Source organism: Arthrobacter sp. UYCu512 (assembly GCF_040547075.1).
Classification (GTDB): domain Bacteria; phylum Actinomycetota; class Actinomycetes; order Actinomycetales; family Micrococcaceae; genus Arthrobacter.
This window is the reverse complement of the sequence record NZ_JBEPPA010000014.1, coordinates 78,359-103,011: the sequence shown is the minus strand read 5'-3', so window position 1 is coordinate 103,011 and position 24,653 is coordinate 78,359. Positions and strand designations below refer to the sequence as shown.

The window sequence follows — 24,653 nt, the reverse complement described above, 5'->3', positions numbered from 1 at the left end:
GGCAGAGGCGTTGCGTCGACGTTATGCCGTTGCGGCTGCTTCGGGCCATTCGAACTTGCGAAATGGTGCATCCACCGGAGTTTGTGCTAGGTGGTTGGTGTAGTTCGACATCACTTTCTGTGAGACGCCAAGAACAACTTCGAGGACCTGGCGCTTGGTGTATCCAGCGTCGAGGAAGGTCTGCACGGCGGCGTCGTCCACGTTGCCGCGCTCACGCACCATGTCCAGGGTGAAAGTGCGCAGGGCTTCCAGGCGGGCATTGGGCAAAGGCGTTTCATTGCGCAGCGCTTCGGTGATGGCGTCGTCGACCTTCATGGATTTTGCGATGCCGGTGTGGGCCGGAACACAGTAGGTGCAGGCGTGTTCGACGTTAACCGTCTGCCAGACGACAGTCAGTTCGTCCTTGTCGAAGCTTGAGTTCAGGAACAGCTGGTGCACCAGCTGGTAGCCCTCCAGCAGGCCGGGCGCTTCGGCCATGGTCGCGTGCAGCCCCGGGATCCTTCCGTTCTGTTTCTTGGACTTGGCGAGCAGCGCTTTGCTGGCTTCGGGTGCTGTGTCTTCGTCGTGCCGTGTGAAGTCAATCATGGGTGTCTCCAGTTAAGTCGTGGCCGGTAATTACCGGCCGTTGGTTGAGTAAATTTCCGAAGAGTCTCTAGTGAAGTGCCGCTCAGATGCTGTTGTGGTCCTTGACCGCGCTTTCAAGCTGGCGCAGTCCCGGGGCGATGGCGGCATCGACTGCCAGCGGGTCGGCGGCGTTGAGCTGCTGCATCGCACGGCCGTCCCGGGGTGTGGCGTTGATTTCGTGATTGTCGGCTGCGAGTCCGGTCATCACATCGGCCACGACGTCGGCCACTGGCCGGCGCGTCCAGTCCGCGTTTTGGGTGCTCATCATGGCGGTGTCAGTGGCGCCCGGGTAGACGGTGGTGACGTGCACGCCGGTGCCGTGCAGTTCGCGCCGCAAAGATTCTCCGAAGGCGGCCAGGCCGGACTTCGTGGCTGCGTACACGGCGTAGAACGGCACACCCACCAGTGCGATTTCGCTGGAAATGTTCAGCAAAAGACTGCCGGTGCCGGCTCCGGAAGTGCGCAGCTTCGGCAGGAGGGCCCGGGTCAGCAACAGCGGCGCAGTGAGGTTCAGATCGATCATCGAACGGATATCTGCCCCATTGGACTGCTCCAGCCGGCCAGCCCGGACGTTGCCGGCGTTATTGACCAGCAAATCCACGGTGTCCCAGGACTGCACGGACTCAGCCACCAGGTCCACAGCACCCGGCTGGGTCAAGTCCTGTACCAGGATTTCGGCACTGCCGCCCGCTGCCTGCACCAGCTGCGCAGTCTTCTTCAATGGTTCTTCCTTGCGGCCCACGAGCAGCAGATGGGCGCCCTTGGCGGCGAACTCCAAAGCAAGCGCCTGGCCGATTCCCTGACCTGCGCCGGTAATGATGCCGCGACGGTTTCTGAGATCCACGATAGGGATCCTTCCGGGTTGAGGTAACGGGCCGCAGTGACGGCCCCGAAAGAACAAGTTTTAATTCTGTACCAAACGGTACCATATGGTTCGAGTCTTTGATACCGAAAGGTTACAAACCCCTCCGGGGCGACGTAGAATGACGTTATGAGCACTACTGTTAATGCCACCATCGGCCGTCCCAGGCTCTTCGATGAGGAAGCGGTCCTCGCCCGCCTGACGGCACTGTTTTGGCGGCGGGGCTACACCCAGACGTCGATGACGGACATCGTGGAAGCCAGCGGGGTCCACAAACCCAGTCTTTACCGGACCTTCGGCACTAAAGAAGAACTGTTCGCGACCGTGCTGCGGCGTTACCTCGCCGAGAGGATCGGGATGTTCGCCGCCCTGATCGAGCAAGCGGGCCCGGGCATCAAGGGTGTCCATACGTTCCTGCACCTGTTCGAGGCGGACGCCGTTTCCGAACACGGCCGGGACGGCTGCTTGATGGTGATGGCCTCGAACGAACTTCGCGGCACCCTGCCCGGCTACGACTTCTCCGCGGAGTATCGTCGGGCGATGCGCGGGCAGATCGGGACGCTCATCGCCCGGGCGGTGCCGGCCGGCGGCCCGGAGCTCGTCCAGGCCCGGACCGACCTGCTCACGACTTATCTGCTTGGGCTACAGGTCATCCTGCGTTCCGGTGCCGACGCAGCGGAAATCCACCAGTACCTCCATGCCATGCACGTCACCGCCGACACCTGGTGAAACCCGCGGGCCGCAGCCTGCGGTTCACCAGACTGCCGCGCCGGGGTGGTGACAGCAGGTTCCAGGACGGCCGGTACACCAGTGGGGCGCTCGGGCATGCGGACCCGCACCGCAGCGGGCAAAACGACCGCAACCGGCCACTCAAAAGATCGGCCTCCGGCGCAATAACCTCACGGGCCTCGCGTGGGTCCTCTTTCTCAGGCGAAGTGTGTCATCCGGGCCTTCCAACAAGCAGTACAGCACTTTGGGTCGTGGCGACCGTTAGCCAAAGAAGAATAGTTCCCCCGGTCCGACGTCGTGAAGAGCGAGGATGGGGTTCGCGCAGGCGACGGCAGACCCGAGGTTTGGCGACCTGACAGGCGCGGAGAGGAAGTGGGGACCCGGGTTCTTCAGGTCTGCCAGCCTGGTACGGCCTGGTTTGGGAGTCTGGGTTTGGTGGGGACAAGGTCGCCGCCCCGGTGGCTGTAGTGCTGAGTGTGGATCCACACCGCAAGGGCGTGCTCACGCTCCGAGCAGTCGTAGTCGTAGACGTAGTCGTCGTGCCTCGGCCGGTCGTTCCCTTCGGCCCGAATCACTTCGAGTTGGGAGGGGCGGTCCGGCCAACGAGGTTCATCCGCGGCGTGTCGGGGGCTCGTGTCCCAGCGGGAAGCCGGGCGACGCCCTAACGGCAGGCGGGGTGTGGGGTTTCGGTGGTGCTTGCCAGATGGAGCAATTACGCGTCGCCGGCGACGCGCTCGTCACGGCACAAGCGACGATCGCAGACAACCATCCGGTTGTCGATCAGGTCCGGAGGGGCGGCGTGTGGATGGTGTCGCGGTGAATCTTTTGGGCGTGGTCTTCGTCGTTGTTTAATCTTCCTGTTGGCTGTGGGCGGGAATCGACCCGGCAGCCCCGTCCCGTTCGATGATGAGGCCGTAGGGTACCTCGGCGCTGAGTGCTACCGTGTACAGGCCCGGATGATGACGGGTAACCAGAATGCCCTGCCAGCCTTCCCTCATGGAGTGCTCTTGTGCTGTCTGGACTGCGTGGGTGATGCCGTCCTGAACCGTTGCAGCGGTCGCGCCGGTGACGTGGAAGTACCGGCCCGGATCGATAGTCGTGATCATGGAAAACTCCTCATGTTATGCCGCTGCTGCTTATCAAGCAGCATGCGGCGCCGGCGCGCAGCAGTGCCCCCGGGTTTTCTCCGGGGGCACTCGATGTACCTGTGCGTGTTGGCTATAGCAGACCAACCCTGCTAGCATGCCATGTCCCGGGGGTATAAGGGGTCTCCGACCTGCAGATAGGGGTCTCTGGGTACCTCTGAAATCTGTTGTCTGTTGAGACATCGATCCGAGACTTCCCCGGATTTTGTTGACTCCCTGAATCCACCGCGGTTTGAAACCTAGATGCTCCAGGTTCAGGCCCGTAGTTCCCTCCCCAACCTGCAGCGTGTGGGCGACGTAGCTCTCGTTCCGGGTCGTGGCCCCGACGCTACCGACTTGCCCCTCGACACTCCGGCGCCGGGTCTTGCCGGGACGGCGCGACTGCCGAAACTTTGGTTAAAGTTTCACCAGTTTCACCACTTTCACCTAGTTTCACCTAAGTTTTCCTGGGAGGTCCGGTGCAGAACCCTTTCAAGCCAACGGCCGGGGCAACACCCCCGGTACTGGTGGGCCGGACCGGGCTCTTGGACGAGTTCGAGTACGGCCTGCAGCAGGGCTCCGGAGCCCCAGGGCTTTTGACCATCATCACGGGGTCCAGGGGCATTGGCAAGACCGTCATGTTGAGCGCGGCCGAAGGGATCGCCCGGGCTCACGGGTGGGCCGTCATCTCCCGGACCGCCACACCCGGGTTCCTGGCCGGAGTTGGCGACGACATGCTCGCTCTCGTCGAGGAGCTTGGGGACGGGCCTCCTGTCAGGAAAATTACCGCCTTTTCGGCGGCAGGGTTCGGACTGACAACCCAGCTTCCCCCGGAACGGGCGGCCGACTGGCGCCGGACCGGGAACGAACTTCTGCGCCTGATGGACACACGCGGCACGGGACTGGTCATCACTATCGACGAAATCCACGCCGTCGACAGGACCGAGATCTCCCAGCTGGCCGCCGATGTCCAGCACTTCATCCGCGAGGGTCTGCCCATCGGCCTGATCTTCGCGGGTCTGCCATCAGCGGTGTCCGACCTCCTCAACGAAGGCGTCGCCACCTTCCTGCGGCGCGCTGACAAGATCAATCTCCACGAAGCAGCCATCACCGAAGTCACCGCATCGTACAGCGAGCTCTTTAGTCAGGGAGACATCAGTATCTCCCCTGACCTTATTACCGAAGCAGCCGAGGCCACCGAGGGATATCCCTTCCTGATCCAACTGGTCGGCTACTACCTCTGGCTCGAAGCCGACAAGGCAGGATGGAAACTCGACCGAAGTTGTGTTCAGCGTGCGATCGCAGCCGCCCAACGACGGAACACCTTGGTGGTCGTTGAGTCGGCGCTCTCAGACATCTCGGACAAAGACCGCAAGTTCCTCGGCGCTATGGCCTCTCAGGACGGACCCTCCGCAGCCGGCCGGATCGGCGCCATCCTCAGGGCCAAGCCCAATGTCGTGTCCAAGTACCGGAACAGGCTCATCGCTGCGGGCCTGATCGTGTCCGCGGGCTACGGCAAAGTCGGCTTCGCAATTCCAGGACTCCGTCAATACCTCCGGGGGTAGATTGACGGAACGTCGGCTGCCGGCTGGGTGCCAGATTATGGGGCAGTGGCTCTTTGTATAGCGAGGCTTAGTCGAGATGGCTTGCCATGATCCACACGTCCCGAACGGCTCAAATTGCTCGCCTCCTGGGAGCTCCAAGCGCCTTGAAGGTCCCGGAATTACTGCCAGCTCCTGCTCTCGAGTAGCTAACGATTAGCGACTGGAGAAGCCCATGCACGTGAACCGCATAACGCTTGATCTCACGGTGCCCGATATCGAGGATACCCGGGTCTTCTACCGGAGTACTTCGGGCTCCAAGCGGAGGAACTTGGTCGGAACGGGGTACCCGATTCGTCGTACCGGGTTCAGGGGAACACCTTCATCTCATGTCGCGGGACGCGACGGCGCCGGAGAACCCGCTGCTTACTGTCAAGGTCGTCGACGTCGACGACGCCTATGCGAATGCCCGTCGTCGCAGCTACCAGATTGTTCATCCGCTGACGACGGAGACGTGGGGTGTTCGCCGGTTCTTGGTCCGTGCTCCCGATGGGACGGTACTGAACATCGCCCAGCATCGCGACCGCTGAATCGACGACTTGCAGGCTCCGGTGGTGACAGACTCCCACTTCCCGCAAGAGCTTGGAGAACATGGCCTTGTTCAGCGGCATCGAACTACAAGGTGGATTCACAACATTCGACCCGACTGAAGCAATGTGAGCCTTGCCGACTCAGCCGCGGGAGGGCCCGCGTGATGATTGCTTTGGGAAGTAGACCCCGTTTAAAAAGGTACCTAGCCGTTCTCCCATTGCAGCCCGAGGAAGTTGAAGGCCTTGCTGATTTCCGGGCTGTCGTGCTGCAGTGGTCCTTCGTCCGTCACTTCCTGGATGTTCGGCGTGATCGTTGGATCGCCGGGGCGCTCGAAAATGGCCCAGAGCTGCAGATCGTCACCGTGGCGGGAGGCAAAAGTGACGCCATCGAGGTCTGTCATCTCGTAGATCCAGGAGGCTACAGCCTGTGTCAGGCGCCGGGGCCGGGCGTCCTTCAGGGCCGCAACGTCAAAGTCAGCCAGACCCAGGCTCAGGGCCAGGCCGATGAAGTGCGGGTACAGGGCCGCGACGCTGCCCGAGGCGGTCACAGCACAGTACCGCCCGGGCAGCTCCGCCGACGCGGCAGCGCGCACTTCAAGCCACTCCCTGGGGACTTGCCCCGGGGCAATGGTGGGATGCAGGACCTTATCTTCGTCATCCTCAACGATCTCGTCCAGCTCCATGCTCAACCGGGCATCCTTGCGAAAATGCGCCAGGACCTCCAGCAGGCACGCCAGCAGGGACGAGCCGGCATAGATGGTGCGGAAGTTGCCGTGAAGGTCATCCCACCGTCCCGGGAACCGCCCGTCGGTGGCCCATTCCCAGCCGCTCCAGGCCCACGGTTCCGGGCGGAAGCCGACACGCCAGACCCTACCGGAGGCCTCGGCCGCGGTCGGGTGCGCAAAAACCACCGGTCAGCCTGCGGCCGCGAACGCCCGTGCAGCGGCCAGCACCTGCGGGCCGGCGTCGTCCAGCTGGCCTTCGCGGAGCAGGCGCGCCGGCGGGACATCATCCAGCTGCGGATTCATGCCCTGGAACCAGGCCTGCACCACCGCCCGGGAATCACGCTCCGCGAGCAGGGCGGCCACATGGTAGGCAGTCCTTAGCCGCTGCATCACCTCGGCGGAGGGTTTCCGTTCCCCGTCGGCCCACAGCCGGACGGCTCGGGTCTCCTTCACGGACCCGATGTAGGCGACCAGTTTCGCCCCCAGCAGGTCCCGCAAATCCCGGACCAGCACGTCATCGGCCAGCCGGATGGAATCCTGGTGCGCCTTCAGCCCGCCGCGGGCGCCTGTCACTGCAGTCATAGTTCATGGTCCCACGAAAAGGCTAGCTGAATCAAGGGGTCAAACACACGCCAGATCACACCCAGACACACCGATAACCGTGATTATGACAAGCTGGCGTCCGGAAGGGGCTGATTGGCGAAGCAGAGGGGGCGGTCTTCCGGGAAACTTCATGGATTTGAGATCGCGGCTTGACCGGACGGGATGGAACTACCTCGATGTTCCGGTAAGGGCCGGCCTTATGGGATACACCGTGCGTCCCTGCTCGGGAAGCGAGAATGTTTGCAGTCGTACGCAAGTCGAGAATGGTGTGGGCGCTGCACCCCTTGCGAATCATCTGCGGAGACGCCCGGGCCCGTTTCAGTCGGCACGTTTGACGTTTCTTCGGTGACTTTTTGGTAGCGTCTTATCCGTCTTCGCCTCACATATTCTCTAGCTGAATCAGGAGTTGCAGGCCATGGACTGGATGTTCACCGTTCTCGGGATCGCCCTCATTGTGATGGGTGCGAACGACGTGTTCCACACCCTTTTGCATCCCAGTGGCCAGGGCCGGGTCAGCCGCCTGTGTATTGATTCGACTTGGGGCGTCGCTCACGCTCTGGGCAGCAGGGCCCTTTCTGTGGCGGGGCCCGTGGCGGTCGTCGCTGTGATTGTGCTTTGGGCGGCTTTGCAGGCGCTGGGTTGGGCTTTGATCTACTTCCCGCATGTTCCAGGGGGATTTGTCTATGCCGCAGGGGTGGACCAGTCCCGCTACGGGAACTTCCTGGAGGCCCTGTATCTTTCGGTGGTTACGCTTAGCACCGTTGGTTTTGGCGACGTGGTCGCTATAGATCCGTGGATCCGGATGGCGTCTCCGCTTGAATCACTCATTGGCTTTGGCCTGCTGACGGCGGCCGTGACGTGGTTCATGCAGATTTATCCGGCCCTCGGGCGCCGTCGGGCGTTGGCTATCCGTCTGACGCTTCTGGACCGGGCCGGTTACGCCAGAAGCATCGGCGACGCTGACCCGGGCGCCATTGCATGGGCGCTGGAGTCGCTGGCGGTCGACCTTGTTCAGGTCCGGGTCGACCTGTTGCAGACGCCCGAGTCGTATTATTTCCGCGAAACCACACCCGTGACATCGCTTGGCGCCTGCATCGCCCAGGCCGTGGCCTTGAGCGAGGAGGCCGGAGGGGCCGTGGGCCCCAGTGTCCGGTTGAGCGGCAGCGTGCTCCGCGAAGCACTCGAAGACCTCGCCGAGCTTCTACGCACCGGCTTCCGGCTCTCCGGGTCCACGCCGGAAGCAATTTTCCGTGCCTATGCGGCCGATCACAACTACGACTACACTTGGCCCGATACCCGCGGCCGTCAGCAGCCGTAAAACTGCGCTGCGGGATGTAGTAAGTCTACTGATGACCCGGATAATCAGTCGCCGGCAGGAAAGAAATCTAAGGCGACGAATAGGATGCACCTGCGTCACCGAGCAAGGATGGCCGGAATGGCTCTCACGCTCACAGCCGTCCTGACCGGCTGCCAAGCCGCAAGCGCCACCAACAGCCAGCAAAACCAGGAAAACGCCCGACCGGATACAGCCACGGTACACCCGTCACACCCAGCGCCTCAGGCATGTCCCATTCGATGCATCTTCACGGAATGGACATGACTCTCGTGGACATCAACGGCCACCCGACCAATCCGACACTCGTGACAACCCGGGCAATAGCCCCGGGCGAGTTCTTCACGCTCGAATTCCGGGCCGATAATCCCGGTAACTGGATGTTCCACTGCAGTTTTCCCGGACACCAAGCCAATGCCGGCGCTTCGGGCTATCAGGGAGCGCCGGTCGGTATGCTCCGGATCTTCCACTACAACGGGGCAGCGCCTGTCCCCCGGCAGTACTTCGCGCCAGCCACCAGCTGAGCGCACAGGAACCATCTACGGTCGGCGGATATGAACGCCCTGATCTGCCTTACCCGGTCGTCGCCGGTTCAAGGGATCGGGCATCGGCTCTGATGCAGGCAGAACACGAGTGTCGCCGACCGTGAGTGCTTCCATCGCAGTGCAGAGTTCCACCATCAGCGCCGGCGAGGTCGGTGGTCGTCCTCGATCGCGCCGGCGCCGGTAACTCAGGTGCGGGAGTGTTGCCCGTCGTTGACCTCTTCGTCCTGATCCCTGCGACGGACGGCCCACCATTGTGCACCAAAGATTGCCAGGGACACTGCGGCGGCCACGGCCAGCATGAGCAGATCCTGTCCTGCTTTGACGATAATGAAAGCGGTCATCACCGCAACGTCGAGGACGATTGCTGCCACGGGAACCCACCTCTTTGCGCCGATGTCCTGGTGCAAGCGGCGGATGATGCCAAGGTGGACGGCGATGTCCATGCTGAGATACAACAGCGCACCGAGGGACGCGATCTGGGTGAGGTCAAAGAAGACGGTGACGAGGATCGCCAGACCGGCCGTGATCAGCAAAGGCTGGTGCTTGATTTTATCGGGGAGCCCGGGCGCCTGCTTCATGTCCTGCAGCATTGAGTAGAGCCTGGACACCGAGTAGATACTGGCCAGAAGACCCGATAACGTCGCCACAACTGCGAGGGCGATCGTCAGCCCCACGCCCCACGCACCGAACAGTGGCTCGGCGGCCCGTGCCAAGGCATAGTCCCTGGACTCGATGATCTGCGGGACGCTCAGGCTTCCGACAACAGATACCGTCAGCAGTAGATAAATCACCGTGCAAACGGCGAGTGAAATGATGATGGACCGGCCGATGTTTTTCTTCGGCTCCCTGATGTCACCGCCCTGATTGGTGATGGTGGTAAACCCCTTGTAGGCCAAAATGCACAGCGTTGTGCCTGCCAGGAACCCGATGATGCCCTGCGGCGGCGGTTCACCCGAACCGCCGCTGAGGGTGGTCCCCAGCGAAGACCACCCTGCGGCCAGAAGCCCAGCGATCGCCAGCGCCGCGATGCCGACGATCTTGGCTACAGCCGTGACGGCAGCGGAGCGCTCCACCAGCGTATTGCCGAAAATATTTACCACAGCGGCCAGAGCTATCGCAGCCACACCCAGCGCTGGCACCAAGAAAGCCGATCCCTGGAGTCCGAAGGGACGAAGCATGTAGGTGCCGAAGGTCCGTGCCAGCAGACTTTCCGCGACCACCATGGAAACGTACATAAAGAGCGAGAACGACCCTGCAACCACGCCTGGGCCGTAGGCATCCTTGAGCAGCATAGCGATGCCTCCGGAGGATGGATTGGCCCCGGAATACTTCACATACGAGTACGAACTGAAGGCAACGACCACTGCCCCGGCAAGAAACGCCGCGGGAACCAACCCGCCCGCGAGCCCGGCAACCTGGCCGACCAAGGCAAAAATCCCGGCCCCGACCATGACCCCCGTCCCAAGCGAGACAGAACCGGCAAGGGACAACTTCGCGGAATCATCGACCATGACAACGAGTCTAACCGCGACGCCGACGCCACTCCCCCGTGACAGCTCCCGACCGCCGAGGTGACCGGCGCCCAGCGAACCTCAGTGGGTGAGCACGGCATCGCCCCAATCACCCGGACTGATTTGCCTCAACCCTCCGAGCACGAAACCGCCACACGTGAGCCCGTTCAAATGAGGTGGCCGCCCACGCGAATCGGACCTTACACGAGGACCCTAAACCCGGGGGTAAGTAGACTGATGCTTCGTTGGTGCTACCGGCGGCTCCAGGCTCCTCAGGATCGACAGATTTGCCCTAACACCACCCTTCGGAAACGGAGGACATCGTGGAATCTTTGCCTTTATGGCTCCTCGTCCTGGTCTTCGGGGACTGTGGAATTAACGGTGTATCCGGCTCGACATGCCAGGCGGGCTGCTTGGCAGGAATGAGCTGGATATGCCGGTGACACTGGATGCCGTGAAGACTGCGGACACCACTGAGAAACCGAAGGAAGATTCGCCTACCGAGAGCAGTGAACCTGGCTCTGAACGGGGCCGGGTCAGTGACCCGAAGGATGGTCCGTGGGGTGTTCAATCCCCGGCCCCGGTGCGGGGTTTATGTCTCCTCCGGTGCCACTGATCGCCGGGCCGATGACAAAAGCCGAGAGTGAGAACATCGCGGCGAAGATCAGCAGTCCTATGGCGGGAGCGACCCACGTCCCAAACCGGCGGTACAGGCGCAAGAGCAGCGGAATGGAAGCGAGTAGTCCCAACGCACCGAACAATGCGGTGCCCCCCGAGCCGGCAACGAGCGCAGTGCCGGCGAGGAGTCCGATGTGATGCAGGATGTGGGGCAGGAGACCCACGACGAAACCTAGAACGGCGACGACCGAGTGCCACAGGCTATGCAACCGGCCCCGCCAGGTCTGTTGCTCTTCCTGGTCAGCCTCTGCGCCGGAAGGCGATACCGTGGGCCGGTGAAGTTGGTGGGAGTGATCATCGGTCATGGTGGCCGTCCGTCTCATGCGCGTGCGCTTTCGGCCTGGGCCTGACGACGAGCACGGGGCAGTCGGCGTGATGGACGGCCTGTGTGGACACAGACCCGAGGAGCAGCCCAGTGAATCCTCCATATCCGCGGGAGCCGACTACTAGAAGGTCCGCATCCTTGGAAGCTCTCAGAAGGACCGTGACGGCAGGTCCTTGCACGACGTCACCGATGACAGACACACTCTCGGTGTCCACACTCTTCAAGGCGGCCGTCTGCATTTTTCGCGCGGCCGGCTCGAAGACTGAGGATCCCAGATCATCGCTTCCATGCCGGCCGTCTGGGGCGGATACTCCCAGGCCGTCACGGCACGTACCTGTCCGTGACGGAGACGGGCTTCTGTGACAGCCCACTCGAGAGCTATCTGCGATTCCGCCGAGCCGTCCACTCCGACCGCGATCCTGAACCTGTCTTCCCCGCTCATGGGTTCCGCCGTCCTAGAGGTCCTGCCTGCTGGTTGCCCTCAGTCTCCCATGCTCGACTTCAGCCGCAAGGTTACGTGATGAAGATGACCCTTCAATGAAGATGTCAGGGCGCTAGTGGAAGAGGCTGTCGGCGGGGCTGCAGTGTCTGAGGAATCCTTGTCAAGGCAGACGGGGATACCTTTGGCGATTGGAAACAGCTTTCACGGCTGCGGTGTGTGTCTCTTCGGTTCTGCCCCATTCTCCGTCGATCCCTGTCGACTCACGGTGCCCGCATAGCATGCCTCGGAGCAGGTCAAGTATCATACCGCTGACAGATCCAAGCGCTGCAGGCTGCTGGTCTGCCAAGGCTCCTTCGTCGGGTGCAGGATCCGGCCCCGGTTGTCCTGCACCTGTCCGCCGATACAACGAAATGGTGGTGATACGGCTGACCTCCGCGATGTTGGGCGTTCCGGTGAACACGGGCCCCGCGGACCATGCGAGTACGGGCGTGAGCAGGAAGCCGCTTTCGGGAAGGGCGATGGCTGGCAGAGTCCCCAGAATGCGCACGCTGCCCGGGTCCAATGCCGTTTCCTCAGAGGCCTCGCGCAGTGCCGTAGCTGCCGGCCCGTGGTCGCCGGCTTCAGCAGCGCCACCGGGAAAGACCAGCTGCCCGGGGTAGTTGGTCAGATCGGGTGCACGTTCAGTAAGGAGCGCTGACGGGCCGTGAGGGCTGTCTGTGAGCAGCACAAGCAGCGCCGCCGCCCTCAGGGTCACGTGTGTCGGCTGCCGGTCCAATCCGAGGGGGGTCCGCCCGGTCAGTCGGGCCAAGGTGTCGGCCCATGGCGGCCGCACGGACGTTCCACGGCTCAGCCTGGTCGGGCCGGCATCGGAGTCCAGCCATTGCAGTTGTCCGGTTTGTACACGCAGCAGCCCCACCCCGGGAGCGGAGTTGGCCGGCTGCACCAGCCGGGTCAACTGCCCAAAACCCGGATGACCGAACAACGCACGCGCGGGACGGCGGACCGTCAGGTCAGTCGGCCCTGAGAAATCAGCGGGGTTGTTCGCGACCGCCACCAAGGCCTGGCCGGATCCCACGAGGTTCGCCACCGGGCCGCCAAAGGCAACGAGGGTCTCGCTCATCGCCGGTACCAGCAGAAGGTTGGCGCCGGCCTCTGCCAAGGCGTGCACGGCGTGAGGGTTAAGCAGGTCCCGGCAGATCGCCAGCACCAGATGCCATCCGTCATCGCTGACATGGACCCGCAGCTCGGGCCAGCCCTGGGGATGGATGTCTTCGTTGACCGGCCGGTCGGCCGGGGAATGCTTGTCCTGGGTCAACGGAGCCGCCACGCCGCGCAAATACGCGACGGCCGTGTTACGGCGCCGCGGGGACCCGTCGTGCTCGTGCTCGTCCTCGTGATGGTAGCTGCCGGCGACGAGCATCCTGGGCCCACCGGCCCGGCAGGTCCAGCCCTGCAGTTGGGCGGCCAGCGACTCGGTGACGCACAACTCGGGCAGCACAACAATGCTCGCGCCGTTTGCGACGGCCGCGCTGATCAGCCGGTCTATCTCCTGATGCTGTTTGTCTTCATCCTTCGGGCGGACCGGGAAGGTCCGCCCGCTGGCGTCAGCCGGGAAGTGGAACTCAGTCAGGGTGCGGTTGGGATGGCAGGTCGCCACGACGGTGTCACGATCTATGATCCCAGCGAGCTCGCGGGCAAGGCTGTAGTCGAAGATGACCTGGAACTGAGTAACCCATTCCCCGGCAAGCCGGACGTGACGCGTCTCGTCCAGGCGGTTGGCCAGCCGCCACGGCGGGGAGGTCGCCGGCATTGCGGTCACCTGCCGGAGGTCCGGACTGTCCAGCGGGATAGGATCGCCCACACCCGGCTGGTATGGGCTGCGGCGTCGGAAGGACTCGCGGAAGTTCTGGCAGTACCGTTCGTCCAGCAGTTCGGCCAGTAGCCGCGCGACCGCTACGGCGGGAAGGCCATCGTCTGCGGTCAGTGCCGCCGCCAGTGCGCTGGCCACCTCAGCGCCCAGCATAAGTCCGGTCGATGGGGCGGGCAGCAGGGCCCTGACGCCGGAGGTGACCAGTTCCGCTTTGGCGCGGCGATGGCCGCCTGGATCGACGCGACTCGCTGTGGCAGCGGTGATGGCCGGGCAACGCAGGGGGCACATTCCGTCATGGATGCTGGCGTGGCACGCCCGCTGACGTTGACCGTCACGGGATCGCCGTGCCGGGCAATGGTGGGGCCGCCGCTGTCCTTCGCTTCCGCATCGCTGTCTGGATCGTTCACAATGCATCCTTCGCGGTTGCAGTAGCATCTCGCTGAGCCCGACAGGGTCGGACTGACGGTGGAGGCATCCTGGCCGGGACAGCCGGCGGCATGGGGGCGCAGCGGGATCCGGTCCGGCAGGGGGAATCTTAACTCCTCATCGGTGTGAGCCCCCCGGGCGCCGTGAAGTCCAGGCCAGATATGCGCCAAGCGCACCGCCCGCGCCCAGGCCGGCGCGCATCAGTGGTTTCTCCCACTTGCCCCACCGTTCCTTGTCCCCCGCCGTTAGAGCTCCGACACCTCCGATCAGCGCCGCAGCGATCATGCCTGCTATCAGACGGTTGCCGATGCGTTCCACCCGCCCGACCAGGGGTTCGAGCTCCGCGGCCCGTGAATGGACTTCCAAGCCCGTGTCGAGGGTATCCACGACTCGACGGAGTATGTCCGGCAGGTCCGCGGCCAGTTCCGCTGCGTCAGTACCGGCGGCGGCCATGCGCGTGGCCAACGCCTGCGGCGCAAAGCGGCTGAACATCAGCTTCTTCGCGTAGGGGCCAGCACCACGCCCAGATTAAAGCCGGGATCCAAGTCAACTCCAATGCCTTCGGCCATGATCATCATCTTCAGGAGCTTCGCCATTTCCTGAGGCATCTGCAGGTGGTAAGTGCGCATCAGCGCGACGGCTTGGGTGATCAGCGGCCCGATTTCGATCTGATTGAGTTGGCGGCCTTCGTAGAGGGCAATAAACCGGGTGACGTCCGCGCGCAGCCGGCTGCGGTCCACAGGCTGCCGGGTTACGGAAAGGTCCAGCAAAGCGGAGCCGACACGGCCGGGGTCGCTGCGGGCCAATGCAGTCAGCAGGACGCCGAGTTGGCCGCGCAGCTTGTCGTTCACTTCGCCAACCATGCCGAAGTCGATGAGACCTATGCGACCGTCGGATTCGATGAACAGGTTGCCTGGATGCGGATCGGCATGAAAAAACCCGTCTTCGAAGACCATTTTAACTGCTGTGCCTGCGGACCGGAGGGCCAGCGCCGCACGGTCGATCCCTGCGCGGTCCAGCGCCGTGAGGTCATTGACTTTCATCCCCACGATCCGCTCCAGCGTCAGCACCCGGGATGTAGTCGTCTCCCAAAAGACGCGGGGAATGTGTACGCCGGGATCGGCGGCAAAGTTCTCGGCGAATCGCTCCGCGTTCAGCCCTTCCTGCAGATAGTCGAGTTCTGCCCGCAAAGTCTGTGCAAAATCCGCGGCTATGCCGGGGAGATTATAGTCAGCCGCCGCCTCCCACCGGTGGCTGATCTGGACCGCGAGGTTCTGCAGAATATCCAGATCTGCCTCGATCGTGGGAATGACGTTGGGCCGCCGGACTTTTACCACGACGGGTGTCCCGTCGTGGAGAGTTGCAGCATGGGCCTGGCCGATAGAGGCACTCGCCAGGGGGTCCAGGGTGAAATCCGCAAACACCTCGTCCGGCTCGGACCCCAGCTCTTCGCGAATAAGCTGACGGATCGTTGCCCCTGGCACAGGCGGGGCACCGTCCTGGAGTTTAGCCAACTCCGTCTGATACTGGGGCGGCAACAGGTCAGGCCGGGTGGAGAGGAGCTGGCCGAGCTTGATGAACGTCGGCCCCAGCTCCTCGAAGGCCAACCGCAAGTGGTCCGGATTCGTGTAAGGCTCGGCCCTTCGTTCGTGGCCCATGAGCCCCTGATGGAACGGGACCCACCGCTCGAGGCCAGAGATACCCACGAGGAAGCCCAGCCCGTGCCGGGCCAGAACCTCGCTGATTTCCTGATAGCGGTGTACACGTAAGTTCGTTGTCATTTCCGGTTCTGATTTCTGCACGGTGCCGGAGTCTTCGAAGTGGAACGGCGGGCCGCACGCTCCTGCACGGCTTGGCATTCCATGCAGCGTGTCCGCGGACTACTTTCCACGGAGGCCTTCAGGCCTTTGCAGGGCGGGCTGTCTTCGCGGCAGCACAAGGACAACCATGGACGCCAGAACCAGGACCATGCCGGCCAAGCTCCACGCATTCTGGCGTTCCCCCAGGACGACCATGGACAACAGGATGCCGAACACCGGCACCAGGAAGGTCCAAGCCGAGACCGCGTCCAGGCGGCAGTGCTGGACTTCTGTAAACCAGCCGAGAAAGGCCGCAGCGGTGCCCACGAGGGAAACATAAAGGAGAATGCCGATGAAACGCACGCCCCAGTTGATGGCCGGCGCCCCTTCGGTGAGCCCGGCGATGACGGCAAGAATTGCGCCCCCGACCAGGAAATGCCATGCAATCACCTGCAGGATATCGGCCTTTATCTGCCTCGAAATCAATGTTCCGGCGGTAACCGCGAGAGCTGCGGTGATTGACAGCCACGCACCGGTGCCAGTCCCGCTGGGTAAGGCGACTGCCAATAGCCCTGCGAAGCCTGTCCCCATCGCCGCCAGCGTGCGGCCCGACACGCGCTCCTTGTATATCCACCAGGCCGGAAGCACTATGAGCAAGGGCTGTGCATTGGCCAGGACGGAGGCAGCTCCAGTCGATAGACCGGCCAGACCGCCAAACATGGCACTGAATGCCAGTGTGACATTGACAATTCCCATCACCGTTATCAAAGTCCAGGTCCGTGCCCCGCGTGGCGTCGGTTCCCGACGGAATCCCGCAACTGCTAGAAGCACCCCGCCGGCGATGAGAGCGCGCAACGCGGCGAACCACAGCAGCGGGGCATCCTTCAGACCGATGCTGATCGCTAGAAAGCACGAGCCCCAGGCAAAGGTTATCCACAGCATCCGCAACGGCTTCGGCCGACGGAGGCCTCCGACCTCTTCGGAACTGATTACTGTTGAGGGTACGCGCACAGCAGCTCCTTCGTCGGCGGGGTCCCGGAGAGTCTTTCGGCTTGCACAGCTAACGGCTTAGCCATCTTCTTGATTATGAGGGAACGGGCACCCACCGGCGGCTTCGGTCCTTCACCGGCCAACGTGAACGATCGCGCCGTATGCCCACGAACATGGCCCGGAAAGCATTCGCTGAAGGCCATGCCTTCCCGATCCGGAGCCGCGATGACGGCGCCCGCTGCCTCCAATACCGTTTTCCCGCAGTCGGGCGGCCCACAAACCAGATACGCCAAGCGCTGATGACCCATCAGAAATCCTTCCTTAGGGGCCTTTCCCTGCTGAGGGGAGGCCGGCGGCGCCGAAATTTCAACCCCGCCACGACCGGTACGGGTGCCAACTTGTTGTGCCCGCACTTGGAGACGGGGCCCATCTGACCCGGTGATCCGGGCAGCTGGATCGGCCGGGCAATTGCGGGTGCACGTCGTCGTTCGCGGGCTGAGCATGCGGCGGCTATAGCTGCCGGCCGTCATAAGTTGTCCTGAACGGCACCGGCAGGAGGCCTCCCGGGTGGTTGGTCCGGTGCCCTGCGTGCCCGGTCCTGGAAGTTGAGAATACGTACAGCGAGGCTCAGCGAAACGGCCAGGACCGCTCCGCTGACGGCGGTCCATAAGCCAGTGACAGGTGCAGCGGCCGCGCCGAGGGCGCCCGTCAGTGAACCTGCCGCCAGCACTGCAGCCGCGACGAGCACCCAAAATGCCCGTCGTGCCCGTCGGCCGCGGGGAGGAAATGTTTGTGACGTGGGCATGCTCATGCCCCCAGATGTTCTTTGACCGGAATGACGAACATCAGAAGTGTGAGCGTCAGGATGCTCAGCAACAGCACAAGGCCGGCGGCGATCGAAACGGGGCGCCGCCGCCACAGCCGGTTCCGGCTTCGGTCCGCAAAGGGAACCGCGGCCAGGATGATGAAAAACGCGACCTCGCCAAAAAGGATGGCGGGCAGACCAAACCAGTCTTCCAATGTGTATAGCCACCAAAAATTCCAGGGGGGCCGGGTCACTTCGATTCCGGCGACCGGCGTCGCACCTACCGGGGGTGGAAGGAACACCGCCAGGATCCCGAGCACGCCGGCCAGCACCAGGCCGAACGCGCCGATGCGGCGCAGGTGATGGGTGAACGGTTCGGTTGGTTCCGCAGCCGCAGCCTGTTCCCCTGAGGTATCGGCCGGCAGTGAAGGGTGGGGAGAGATTTTGTGGCGTTTTACCAGAAGCCCGTGCAGAGTCACGAGGACGAGGATGGTTCCCGGAAGGATCACCACATGCGCGCCGTAGACTCGCACGAGGATTGACACTTGATTCGCGAACGCGGCGGAAAACCAGAACCCGGTCCCGCCGAGCAGAGCCCCGACCTCCACATTGTGCCCCAGCGCCTCAAAGCCCTCCTGATCCCACTTCAGGACTGTTCCGGTGAACAGGGCGAGGGTGATCAGTGCGAACAGTGCCACGCCGATGAGCCAGTTTCCTTCGCGCGGGCGTTTGAATGAGCCGGTAACGAAAACCCTGATCAGGTGCAGGGCGGCGGTGACATACATTGCCTGGGACGCCCAAAAGTGCACGCCACGCAGAACGCTTCCGCCCCAGACGTCCGTGACGATGCCGCGCACCGACTGGTTAGCTGTTTCCGGTGTGGGGCTGTAGAACTGGACCAGCACAATGCCGCTCACCACCAGGATTCCGAAGGCTGCCGCCGTGACGCCCCCCAGGCTCCAGGCCAGGGAGTTTGCGTGTTCCGGGACGGCGTACCCCAAGGCGCCGATGCCCAGCCGCTCATCGATCACATCCAGTAGGCGCCGGGCGCGACCGCGGCGCGGCGCCGGAGCCGGGGGCCGACCGCTGATGGTTGCCGGTTCATCGTTCATCTCAGATACCCTGATCCTTTCGGTCGGACCGCTCATGTTTCGATGGCAGATTCTGGCGTCTGTGCTTCCAGGCCAGCAGCCACCGCAACTCCCGGAGATTTTTATGGGGACGGAACACATAGGCCAGCAACAATCCCGTGAGAACCGCCAGCATGGATACTGTCAAAAACCCCCAGTCCGCTCCCGTTAGCCACCCGCGGGGCGGGAGCGGGTCCAGGACGACTGTTGTTCCGGTCCCATCGCCGGTCGCGGGCTTCAACGTGCTCAGGGCCACCGTGATGGACTCCTGCAGCAAGGCACGTCCCTGGGCTGCATTTCCGGCCTGGAGCGCAGCCTTGGCCTGTTGAACCTCAGCCACGGATACCCCGTCCTGGTCCGGCGCGGCGAGGGCCGCGTCGATTTTCTCCAGGGCCGCCCCAACTTTGCCCGGATCGTGGACGAGGTGCCCCAGCGCCTGTTGAACCAACAGATACCCCTCTGACGAAGGATCTCCCTCATGGGCGGATGCCAGTGGGGCTGATATAACTCCTCCGACGAGGAAGAGACAGGCCAGCAGGACCGCCGCGCATGTTCTTCCGGCACAGAACCGCCCCGGCTCTGGATGTCTCGTGTCGTGTTGGCCGGATCTTCCCGATCCAGGTGTCGTTGGCATGGATGGCTCCTTACATGGATGGTTCCCAACATGGATGGTTCCCAACATGGATGACTGCTGCATGGAGTGCCTGGCCGGCGGCGTTCCGCAGGCCGAAGCATGGCTACCGGGGCTGGTCAGGGCCGTGAACGCGCGGTACACCTTTGTTTTTGCCGAACCGGGGGATGAAGGCCGGAACGTTGCGGGCATAGGCGAGGTACTCCTCTCCGAATTCGGCCGCCATGTTCTTCTCTTCGTGTCCGGCAAGGCGGTGGTAAACCACGACCAGGATCGGGAACATGATCAGGGTCAGGAGGGTGGGCCACTGCAGCAGGAAACCGACCATGATGGTCAGGAACCCCAGGTACTGCGGGTGGCGGAGCCGGGCGTAGATACCGGTGACCGCCAGCCGGTGCTCCGTCTGTGCCGCATACAAAACGCGCCATGCCTGATACAGCAGGACGAAGCCGGCAGCTATGAGCACGTTGCTCAGCAGGTGCAGGGGGTTCAGATGGGGGTCCCACTGCCAGCCCATCAGGTCCTGCCACAGGTGCCCTGAATTGTGTGTCAGAAGGCTCAGGTTCGGGAACTGGCTGCCCAGCCAGCCGGAGAGGAAGTAGATGGTCAGCGGAAAACCGTACATCTCCGTGAACAACGCGACGATGAACGCGGCGAACGCGCCGAAGGCCCGCCAGTCGAGTTTCGTTTTCGGTTTGACGAAGCTGAACGCGAAAACAATGAATATGGCGGAGTTCAGGATCACCAGGAACCACAGGTTGTACCCGGAATCATCACTTGTCATGATTTCCACCCCCGCCGCCGTGCCCGCCGTGGCCGCCGTGGCCGAACAGGTGCATTCCCAGCATCCCCACGACAAAGATGTAGGGCAGCGCATCGAGCACATGCACCCAATGGTTGGCCAGCAGGTAGATGACGGCCGCGGCCACGGTGAGAACGGTCAGAGTGCTGCCCCCCGGGCCGGGTCCGAAGTTCAGCGGGGATCGCCGGTCCAATGGCTGGCCCCCGGGGACGGGAGTGCCGGCCGGCTGGTCGGGGTGCTCGTGGTCGTGGTTCATGGCTGGTCTCCCGGACGGACGGGCAGATGGCCGGCGAGGAAGTCCTGCCTCATACCGAGCGTTGAGTCGGTCATCGTCATCGATGTCACGGCGTCCGGGGCGGATCCTGTCAGGGCGCGGATGGCGTCGATGGTTTCGGGCACGACGATGGCCTCGTTATAGACCTGGTACGTCAGGTAGGCCTCGTCTCCGTCAACGGTGACCAGTTCCTCCCAGACGGCGACTTCCCACATGTCCCCGCGGGGCCGGCCGAGATCCTTCATTAGTTCAATGGTCGAGTTCAGCGCGACGAGTCCGTCAGCCATCCGTATGAAGGCTATCCGCGGTGCGGCCCGCAGTGCTGCGAGGACCTCCTCCCGGCTGGCGGCCCGGGTGAGCTGGAGCGTCCAGTAATGGTTGTGGGTCTGGGTGTGCGCGCCCTTGGCCGCGATGGTGACAACGTCGAGACCGGGCAGGACGGTCCGGGCGTCCGGGCCCTGGTGGGAGGGTATTTTTGGTTCCGGGACCATCGTGTTCATGATCCCTCCGAGGTGGGATTCCCAGGGGTCGGTGGCGCGGCGGATGAGGACTCCGCGGGCCTTGGCCAGCAGGCCCGCGTCCTGCAGGGCACCGAGTACCCTGACGATGCTGGTCGTGTTGCATGAGACGACACGGGTCATGACCCGGCCCAGTGCGCTGTCGTAGTTGGCCTGGGCCACGAATGAATGCCCGGTGGTGTCATGGGATTCACCGCCTTGCAGGACGACTTTCACACCTGCCGCCCGGTAGCGGGGCAGATTGCCTGCCGCCACATGTTTGGGTGTCGCATCCACGACGACGTCCGTCCGGGCCAGCAGGTCATCCAGGTCTCCGGAGATGGTCAGGCCTGCCTGGCCCATGGCGTCCAGCGCTTCGACGGTGGATGCGAACAGGGGAAAACGTCCCGCCGTGGAGCGGATCCGCCAGTCGGTGATGATATCGGCGACGCCGATCAGTTCCATGTCCGGCTGCAACAGGACTGCGTCGGCTACCCGCTTGCCGATGACTCCGTATCCGTTGACGGCCACTCTGGTCTTACTCATTGGTTTGCCTCCCGCTTGCGGTTGCGTTGTTTCGTCGATGGCGGTTCTCAGCCCCGATGGTTTTTGCGGTCTTCGGTACCAGGGGGAAGTCCATGTCTGCCCCGCCGGCGAGCTGCGCATAGATTCCCTCGACACCGATGCGGACAGCGGGTGCACTGCAGGGCTGCAGCCGGATCCGGAGGGCTTCCGCCGTCAGGGACACATCGATGCGGTGGCCCCGGTACCGGATCTGAAACCCGGCACTGCCCAGCCGGTCCGGGAGCCGGGGAGAAAAGGTCAGCGCGTCGGCCTCTGTCTGCAGACCGGCGAAAGCCCGGACGACGACATCGACCGTCCCGGACATGGCGCCCAGATGGATACCTTCCCGGGTGGTGCCGCCCTGGGTGTCGTCCAGGTCGGAGACCAGGGCCTCACGGAAGACCTGCCAGGCCCGGGATTCGTCAATCCGGGCGAGTACCGAGGCATGCACCACCCGGCTGAGCGTCGATCCGTTGGCGGTCCGGGCCAGGTAGTACTCCACGGTGCGCTCCAGGTCGGGCTCCGCGAACGGATAGCCGAGCCGGTGCAGCTGCCTGATCACGCCTGCGGGCCCCAGCAGGTAGATCAGCATCAGGACGTCAGCCTGCTTGGCGAGTTTGTACCGGTTGGTGGCGTCGTTTTCGGCTTCGAGGATCAGATCGAGCCGCCCGATGTTGCCGTACGTGGCACGGTAGCCCGGCCAGTCCAGTTCTGCCAGGTCTTCGTAACCATCGAACTGGCTGAGGACTCCGTCGGCATGGAACGGCACGGCGAGCCTGCGGCTGATCCTGGCCCAGTGGCTGATTTCATCCTCGGTGACCTGCAGCCGGTCGGTGAGGTCATCGCCGGGATGGCCCGCGAGTTCGTCCAGCACATCGGCGGCGCGTTCGCACAGCCAGGAGACAAGCACGTTGGTGTAGGCGTTATCGCGCAGTCCGGTCCCGGGAGTGTCCGGGTACCCGTCGTGGTATTCGTCGGGCCCCATCACCCCTGACATGTGGAACCTGTCCTTTACCGGATCATAGGTGGCCATCGAGGCGAACATCCGGGTCACTTCGATGATCATTTCCCCGCCGCGGGCCGTCAGCCAGTCCCGGTCCCCCGTGGCCTGGAAGTGCTGCCAGGCGTTGTAGGCGACGGCGAGTCCGACGTGCCGCTGGCGGCTGGAGTTGTCCGGCATCCAGCGGGCGGACCGGGCGTTGTAGAGCTGGCGGGGCGTCTCCTCCCGTCCGTCGCTGCCACTCTGCCAGGGGAAGAGCGCCCCCTGGAGTCCCTGCACGCGTGCGGCGCCCCGCGCAGCATCCAGCCTGCGCCAGCGGTACTCCAGGAGGGCCCGGCTGACATCAGGGAGGCGGAGCCCGATCACGGGGAAGACGAACAGTTCGTCCCAGAAGACGTGACCGCGGTAGCCTTCCCCGTGCAGGCCCCGGGCCGGTACGCCGGCATCCAGGGCGGCGGTATGCACGGAGATTGTCTGCAGCAGGTGGAACACATGCAGGTTGAGTACCAGCCGGGACTGCCGGTCGCCGTCGAGGCTGATCCCGAACCGCTCCCACAGGCGCCGCCAGACCGCCTCGTGCTCCTTGAGCAGTGCGGTGAAGCCCGTGTCAACGCGGGAAAGCCCGGCCAGGGCTGCGGCCTCAGGCGAGGAGATGGCGCCGTCGCGGGAGGTTGCCAGCGACGCGGTCCTGGTGATGGTGGCCGGCTGTCCGTCGGTCAGCCGGAGGTCGAACTGCCGCTGGTACCGTCCGCCGTCGCTCCCGGCGTCCCGGGTCGTTGCCGCCGGGGCGCCGTCGAACACCGTCCGGACGGCCAGGGCGATGCGTATCCTGCTCTGGCTGGTCTGGACGGCGCACAGGACGGTGCCGCTGTCCACTTCCGTGAATTCAGGATCGGTCAGGTGCCGCTGCCCGGTGCCGGCATAGTCGCGGACGTTGGTGTTGGCCACCCGGGCATCGATGCCCTCCCGGATACCCACGGTCCCGCTGAAGCCGCGGGCCGTCAGGGTCGTCTCCAGCGCGGCCAGGTGGGGATTGTGCATGGAGACCAGCCGCCGCTGCACGACGGTGAGCTGTTCCCCGTCCGGTCCGGTCAGGGTTGCGCGGCGAGTCAACAGGCCCCGGCGCAGATCGAGCTCGCTTCGCTCTTCGGCGACAGGGATGTCCGCCGTTGACCACCACGGCCCGGCGCCGATGCGCACATCCACCGGCAGCCAGTTGGGGACGTTGACCAGATGCTCTTCTTCCAGGTCGCGGCCGTGAATGGTGCTCGTTGTCCGGTTGTAGACACCGGCCAGATAGGTGCCGGGATAATGGACGCCGTCGTCACTGTGCTCGGGCCGGGTGCCGCGTGTTGCCATGTACCCGTTGCCCAGGGCGGTCAGCACCTCCCGGTGGCCTTCGTGAGCAGGATCGAACCCTTCGTAGGCCAGCGTCCACGGATCGGTGCGTGAAACCCCCAGGTCCAGCTCCGCGACGTCGCCGAGGACAATGTCGGCGCCGGCCTCCTCCAGCTGTTCCCGGTGCCCGGCACGGTCGATGCCGACGACCAGACCGAATCCGCCGCGGCGTCCTGCCTGGACACCGGCGGCGGCGTCCTCGACAACCGCGGCATGCCGGGGTGCCACGCCGAGCCGGCGCGCTGCCTCGAGGAACATGGCCGGGTCGGGCTTGCCTGGCAGGCTCTGTTCGGCGACGGTCTGCCCGTCAATGATGACGTCGAATCCGGGGTCAAGGCCGGCAGCCGTCAGCAGGGCTCGGGCGTTGCGGCTCGCGGTGACCAGGCCCACGGGGATTCCTGCGGCACGCAGGCGGGCCAGCAGGGCGGTGGTCCCGGGGTAGGCCTGGATGCCATTGCGGGTCACGGCTTGCAGGAACAGGGCGTTCTTGCGGGCGCCGAGTCCGTGGACGGACCAGATGTCCGGCCCGTCTTCCGGGCTGCCGGCGGGAAGCTGGGCGCCGCGGGAGGCCAGGAAGGCGGTGACGCCGTCCTCGCGCTGCCGGCCGTCGACGTACCGCCGGTAGTCCGCGTCCTCGTCGAACGGATCCCGCCTTGGGCGCCCGGCGAGCCGGGGGTCCTGAAGGACGGAGTCGAAGAGTTGCTTCCAGGCTGCCGCGTGCACGGCGGCGGTCTGTGTGACAACTCCGTCCATATCGAACAGCACCGCCTGATAAGGCAATGCTGCGCCATGCCGGGAATCACTGGATGGGCGGCTGCCGCCCGCATGGACCTGC

25 protein-coding genes are annotated in these 24,653 nt (G+C 64.0%); 5 read left to right on the top strand and 20 right to left on the bottom strand.

Annotation, left to right across the window (positions count from 1 at the left end):
* Positions 1–21: 21 nt before the first annotated feature.
* Both ABIB49_RS15305 and ABIB49_RS15300 read right to left on the bottom strand, forming a co-directional pair.
* Positions 22–585: a carboxymuconolactone decarboxylase family protein gene (locus ABIB49_RS15305; RefSeq protein WP_354157299.1), complete on the bottom strand. Its 564-nt coding sequence runs from the start codon at positions 583–585 to the stop codon at positions 22–24.
* A gap of 82 nt (positions 586–667) precedes the next feature.
* Positions 668–1,468, bottom strand: a complete 801-nt coding sequence (locus ABIB49_RS15300; protein ID WP_354157298.1) for an SDR family NAD(P)-dependent oxidoreductase — start codon at positions 1,466–1,468, stop codon at positions 668–670.
* Positions 1,469–1,615: 147 nt separating this feature from the next.
* Here ABIB49_RS15300 and ABIB49_RS15295 point away from each other — a divergent pair, with 147 nt between their 5' ends.
* The gene (locus ABIB49_RS15295) at positions 1,616–2,215 is read left to right on the top strand and encodes a TetR/AcrR family transcriptional regulator (RefSeq protein WP_354157297.1); all 600 of its coding nucleotides are present in this window, start codon (positions 1,616–1,618) and stop codon (positions 2,213–2,215) included.
* A 389-nt stretch (positions 2,216–2,604) separates the two neighbouring features.
* Here ABIB49_RS15295 and ABIB49_RS15290 read toward each other — a convergent pair whose 3' ends face one another.
* Positions 2,605–2,790 (bottom strand): hypothetical protein, encoded by a 186-nt coding sequence (locus tag ABIB49_RS15290; protein ID WP_354157296.1) that lies wholly within the window; start codon positions 2,788–2,790, stop codon positions 2,605–2,607.
* 273 nt (positions 2,791–3,063) lie between these two features.
* Positions 3,064–3,321, bottom strand: a complete 258-nt coding sequence (locus tag ABIB49_RS15285; RefSeq protein ID WP_354157295.1) for a hypothetical protein — start codon at positions 3,319–3,321, stop codon at positions 3,064–3,066.
* 497 nt (positions 3,322–3,818) lie between these two features.
* Between ABIB49_RS15285 and ABIB49_RS15280 the strand changes: the two genes are divergently transcribed.
* Positions 3,819–4,904: an ATP-binding protein gene (locus ABIB49_RS15280; protein WP_354157294.1), complete on the top strand. Its 1,086-nt coding sequence runs from the start codon at positions 3,819–3,821 to the stop codon at positions 4,902–4,904.
* Between the two features lie 365 nt (positions 4,905–5,269).
* Entirely contained in the window at positions 5,270–5,470 is a 201-nt protein-coding gene (locus tag ABIB49_RS15275; RefSeq protein ID WP_354157293.1) for a VOC family protein, read from the top strand.
* Between the two features lie 203 nt (positions 5,471–5,673).
* Here the strand turns inward: ABIB49_RS15275 and ABIB49_RS15270 are convergent, their stop codons facing one another.
* Entirely contained in the window at positions 5,674–6,381 is a 708-nt protein-coding gene (locus tag ABIB49_RS15270) for an RES domain-containing protein (protein ID WP_354157292.1), read from the bottom strand.
* A 3-nt stretch (positions 6,382–6,384) separates the two neighbouring features.
* Complete coding sequence (locus ABIB49_RS15265; RefSeq protein WP_354157291.1) at positions 6,385–6,777, bottom strand: hypothetical protein; 393 nt, start codon at positions 6,775–6,777, stop codon at positions 6,385–6,387.
* Between the two features lie 436 nt (positions 6,778–7,213).
* Between ABIB49_RS15265 and ABIB49_RS15260 the strand changes: the two genes are divergently transcribed.
* Both ABIB49_RS15260 and ABIB49_RS15255 read left to right on the top strand, forming a co-directional pair.
* On the top strand, positions 7,214–8,116 hold the full coding sequence (locus ABIB49_RS15260; protein ID WP_354157290.1) for a potassium channel family protein: 903 nt from the start codon (positions 7,214–7,216) through the stop codon (positions 8,114–8,116).
* Positions 8,117–8,361: 245 nt separating this feature from the next.
* Positions 8,362–8,655 (top strand): multicopper oxidase domain-containing protein, encoded by a 294-nt coding sequence (locus tag ABIB49_RS15255; RefSeq protein WP_354157289.1) that lies wholly within the window; start codon positions 8,362–8,364, stop codon positions 8,653–8,655.
* Between the two features lie 206 nt (positions 8,656–8,861).
* Here the strand turns inward: ABIB49_RS15255 and ABIB49_RS15250 are convergent, their stop codons facing one another.
* The 14 genes from ABIB49_RS15250 to ABIB49_RS15185 form a co-directional block, all read right to left on the bottom strand.
* Positions 8,862–10,187: an APC family permease gene (locus ABIB49_RS15250; RefSeq protein WP_354157288.1), complete on the bottom strand. Its 1,326-nt coding sequence runs from the start codon at positions 10,185–10,187 to the stop codon at positions 8,862–8,864.
* 536 nt (positions 10,188–10,723) lie between these two features.
* Positions 10,724–11,170 carry a hypothetical protein gene (locus ABIB49_RS15245; protein WP_354157287.1) on the bottom strand — a complete coding sequence of 149 codons (447 nt, stop codon included), beginning with the start codon at positions 11,168–11,170 and terminating at the stop codon, positions 10,724–10,726.
* Positions 11,160–11,429 (bottom strand): universal stress protein, encoded by a 270-nt coding sequence (locus ABIB49_RS15240; protein WP_354157286.1) that lies wholly within the window; start codon positions 11,427–11,429, stop codon positions 11,160–11,162. The genes ABIB49_RS15245 and ABIB49_RS15240 overlap by 11 nt, the downstream gene beginning before the upstream one ends.
* Positions 11,411–11,632, bottom strand: a complete 222-nt coding sequence (locus ABIB49_RS15235; RefSeq protein ID WP_354157285.1) for a universal stress protein — start codon at positions 11,630–11,632, stop codon at positions 11,411–11,413. Before ABIB49_RS15235 ends, ABIB49_RS15240 begins: the two co-directional genes overlap by 19 nt.
* 160 nt (positions 11,633–11,792) lie before the next feature.
* Positions 11,793–13,790, bottom strand: a complete 1,998-nt coding sequence (locus ABIB49_RS15230; protein WP_354157284.1) for an NUDIX domain-containing protein — start codon at positions 13,788–13,790, stop codon at positions 11,793–11,795.
* 255 nt (positions 13,791–14,045) lie between these two features.
* Positions 14,046–14,420 carry a hypothetical protein gene (locus ABIB49_RS15225; RefSeq protein WP_354157283.1) on the bottom strand — a complete coding sequence of 125 codons (375 nt, stop codon included), beginning with the start codon at positions 14,418–14,420 and terminating at the stop codon, positions 14,046–14,048.
* On the bottom strand, positions 14,420–15,730 hold the full coding sequence (locus ABIB49_RS15220) for an ABC1 kinase family protein (RefSeq protein ID WP_354157282.1): 1,311 nt from the start codon (positions 15,728–15,730) through the stop codon (positions 14,420–14,422). Before ABIB49_RS15220 ends, ABIB49_RS15225 begins: the two co-directional genes overlap by 1 nt.
* Before the next feature lie 78 nt (positions 15,731–15,808).
* Positions 15,809–16,669: a DMT family transporter gene (locus tag ABIB49_RS15215; RefSeq protein WP_354157281.1), complete on the bottom strand. Its 861-nt coding sequence runs from the start codon at positions 16,667–16,669 to the stop codon at positions 15,809–15,811.
* Between the two features lie 855 nt (positions 16,670–17,524).
* Positions 17,525–18,634, bottom strand: a complete 1,110-nt coding sequence (locus ABIB49_RS15210; protein WP_354157280.1) for a cytochrome b N-terminal domain-containing protein — start codon at positions 18,632–18,634, stop codon at positions 17,525–17,527.
* A gap of 1 nt (position 18,635) precedes the next feature.
* Positions 18,636–19,100 carry a hypothetical protein gene (locus ABIB49_RS15205; protein WP_354157279.1) on the bottom strand — a complete coding sequence of 155 codons (465 nt, stop codon included), beginning with the start codon at positions 19,098–19,100 and terminating at the stop codon, positions 18,636–18,638.
* Positions 19,101–19,389: 289 nt separating this feature from the next.
* A complete protein-coding gene (locus ABIB49_RS15200; RefSeq protein ID WP_354157278.1) occupies positions 19,390–20,067 on the bottom strand; it encodes a methyltransferase family protein in 678 nt (225 codons plus the stop codon).
* Complete coding sequence (locus ABIB49_RS15195; protein WP_354157277.1) at positions 20,057–20,341, bottom strand: DUF2933 domain-containing protein; 285 nt, start codon at positions 20,339–20,341, stop codon at positions 20,057–20,059. Before ABIB49_RS15195 ends, ABIB49_RS15200 begins: the two co-directional genes overlap by 11 nt.
* The gene (locus ABIB49_RS15190) at positions 20,338–21,402 is read right to left on the bottom strand and encodes a type II glyceraldehyde-3-phosphate dehydrogenase (protein WP_354157276.1); all 1,065 of its coding nucleotides are present in this window, start codon (positions 21,400–21,402) and stop codon (positions 20,338–20,340) included. Before ABIB49_RS15190 ends, ABIB49_RS15195 begins: the two co-directional genes overlap by 4 nt.
* Positions 21,395–24,598 carry a beta-phosphoglucomutase family hydrolase gene (locus ABIB49_RS15185; RefSeq protein ID WP_354157275.1) on the bottom strand — a complete coding sequence of 1,068 codons (3,204 nt, stop codon included), beginning with the start codon at positions 24,596–24,598 and terminating at the stop codon, positions 21,395–21,397. The genes ABIB49_RS15190 and ABIB49_RS15185 overlap by 8 nt, the downstream gene beginning before the upstream one ends.
* Between the last annotated feature and the right edge of the window lie 55 nt (positions 24,599–24,653).

Coding starts and splice junctions, on each gene's coding strand:
- ABIB49_RS15305 (WP_354157299.1), bottom strand. CDS start 585: ATGATTGACTTCACACGGCACGACGAAGACACAGCACCCGAAGCCAGC.
- ABIB49_RS15295 (WP_354157297.1), top strand. CDS start 1,616: ATGAGCACTACTGTTAATGCCACCATCGGCCGTCCCAGGCTCTTCGAT.
- ABIB49_RS15285 (WP_354157295.1), bottom strand. CDS start 3,321: ATGATCACGACTATCGATCCGGGCCGGTACTTCCACGTCACCGGCGCG.
- ABIB49_RS15275 (WP_354157293.1), top strand. CDS start 5,270: ATGTCGCGGGACGCGACGGCGCCGGAGAACCCGCTGCTTACTGTCAAG.
- ABIB49_RS15265 (WP_354157291.1), bottom strand. CDS start 6,777: ATGACTGCAGTGACAGGCGCCCGCGGCGGGCTGAAGGCGCACCAGGAT.
- ABIB49_RS15260 (WP_354157290.1), top strand. CDS start 7,214: ATGGACTGGATGTTCACCGTTCTCGGGATCGCCCTCATTGTGATGGGT.
- ABIB49_RS15255 (WP_354157289.1), top strand. CDS start 8,362: ATGTCCCATTCGATGCATCTTCACGGAATGGACATGACTCTCGTGGAC.
- ABIB49_RS15250 (WP_354157288.1), bottom strand. CDS start 10,187: ATGGTCGATGATTCCGCGAAGTTGTCCCTTGCCGGTTCTGTCTCGCTT.
- ABIB49_RS15245 (WP_354157287.1), bottom strand. CDS start 11,170: ATGACCGATGATCACTCCCACCAACTTCACCGGCCCACGGTATCGCCT.
- ABIB49_RS15240 (WP_354157286.1), bottom strand. CDS start 11,429: ATGCAGACGGCCGCCTTGAAGAGTGTGGACACCGAGAGTGTGTCTGTC.
- ABIB49_RS15235 (WP_354157285.1), bottom strand. CDS start 11,632: ATGAGCGGGGAAGACAGGTTCAGGATCGCGGTCGGAGTGGACGGCTCG.
- ABIB49_RS15230 (WP_354157284.1), bottom strand. CDS start 13,790: ATGTGCCCCCTGCGTTGCCCGGCCATCACCGCTGCCACAGCGAGTCGC.
- ABIB49_RS15225 (WP_354157283.1), bottom strand. CDS start 14,420: ATGTTCAGCCGCTTTGCGCCGCAGGCGTTGGCCACGCGCATGGCCGCC.
- ABIB49_RS15215 (WP_354157281.1), bottom strand. CDS start 16,669: ATGCTGTGGATAACCTTTGCCTGGGGCTCGTGCTTTCTAGCGATCAGC.
- ABIB49_RS15210 (WP_354157280.1), bottom strand. CDS start 18,634: ATGAACGATGAACCGGCAACCATCAGCGGTCGGCCCCCGGCTCCGGCG.
- ABIB49_RS15200 (WP_354157278.1), bottom strand. CDS start 20,067: ATGACAAGTGATGATTCCGGGTACAACCTGTGGTTCCTGGTGATCCTG.
- ABIB49_RS15195 (WP_354157277.1), bottom strand. CDS start 20,341: ATGAACCACGACCACGAGCACCCCGACCAGCCGGCCGGCACTCCCGTC.
- ABIB49_RS15190 (WP_354157276.1), bottom strand. CDS start 21,402: ATGAGTAAGACCAGAGTGGCCGTCAACGGATACGGAGTCATCGGCAAG.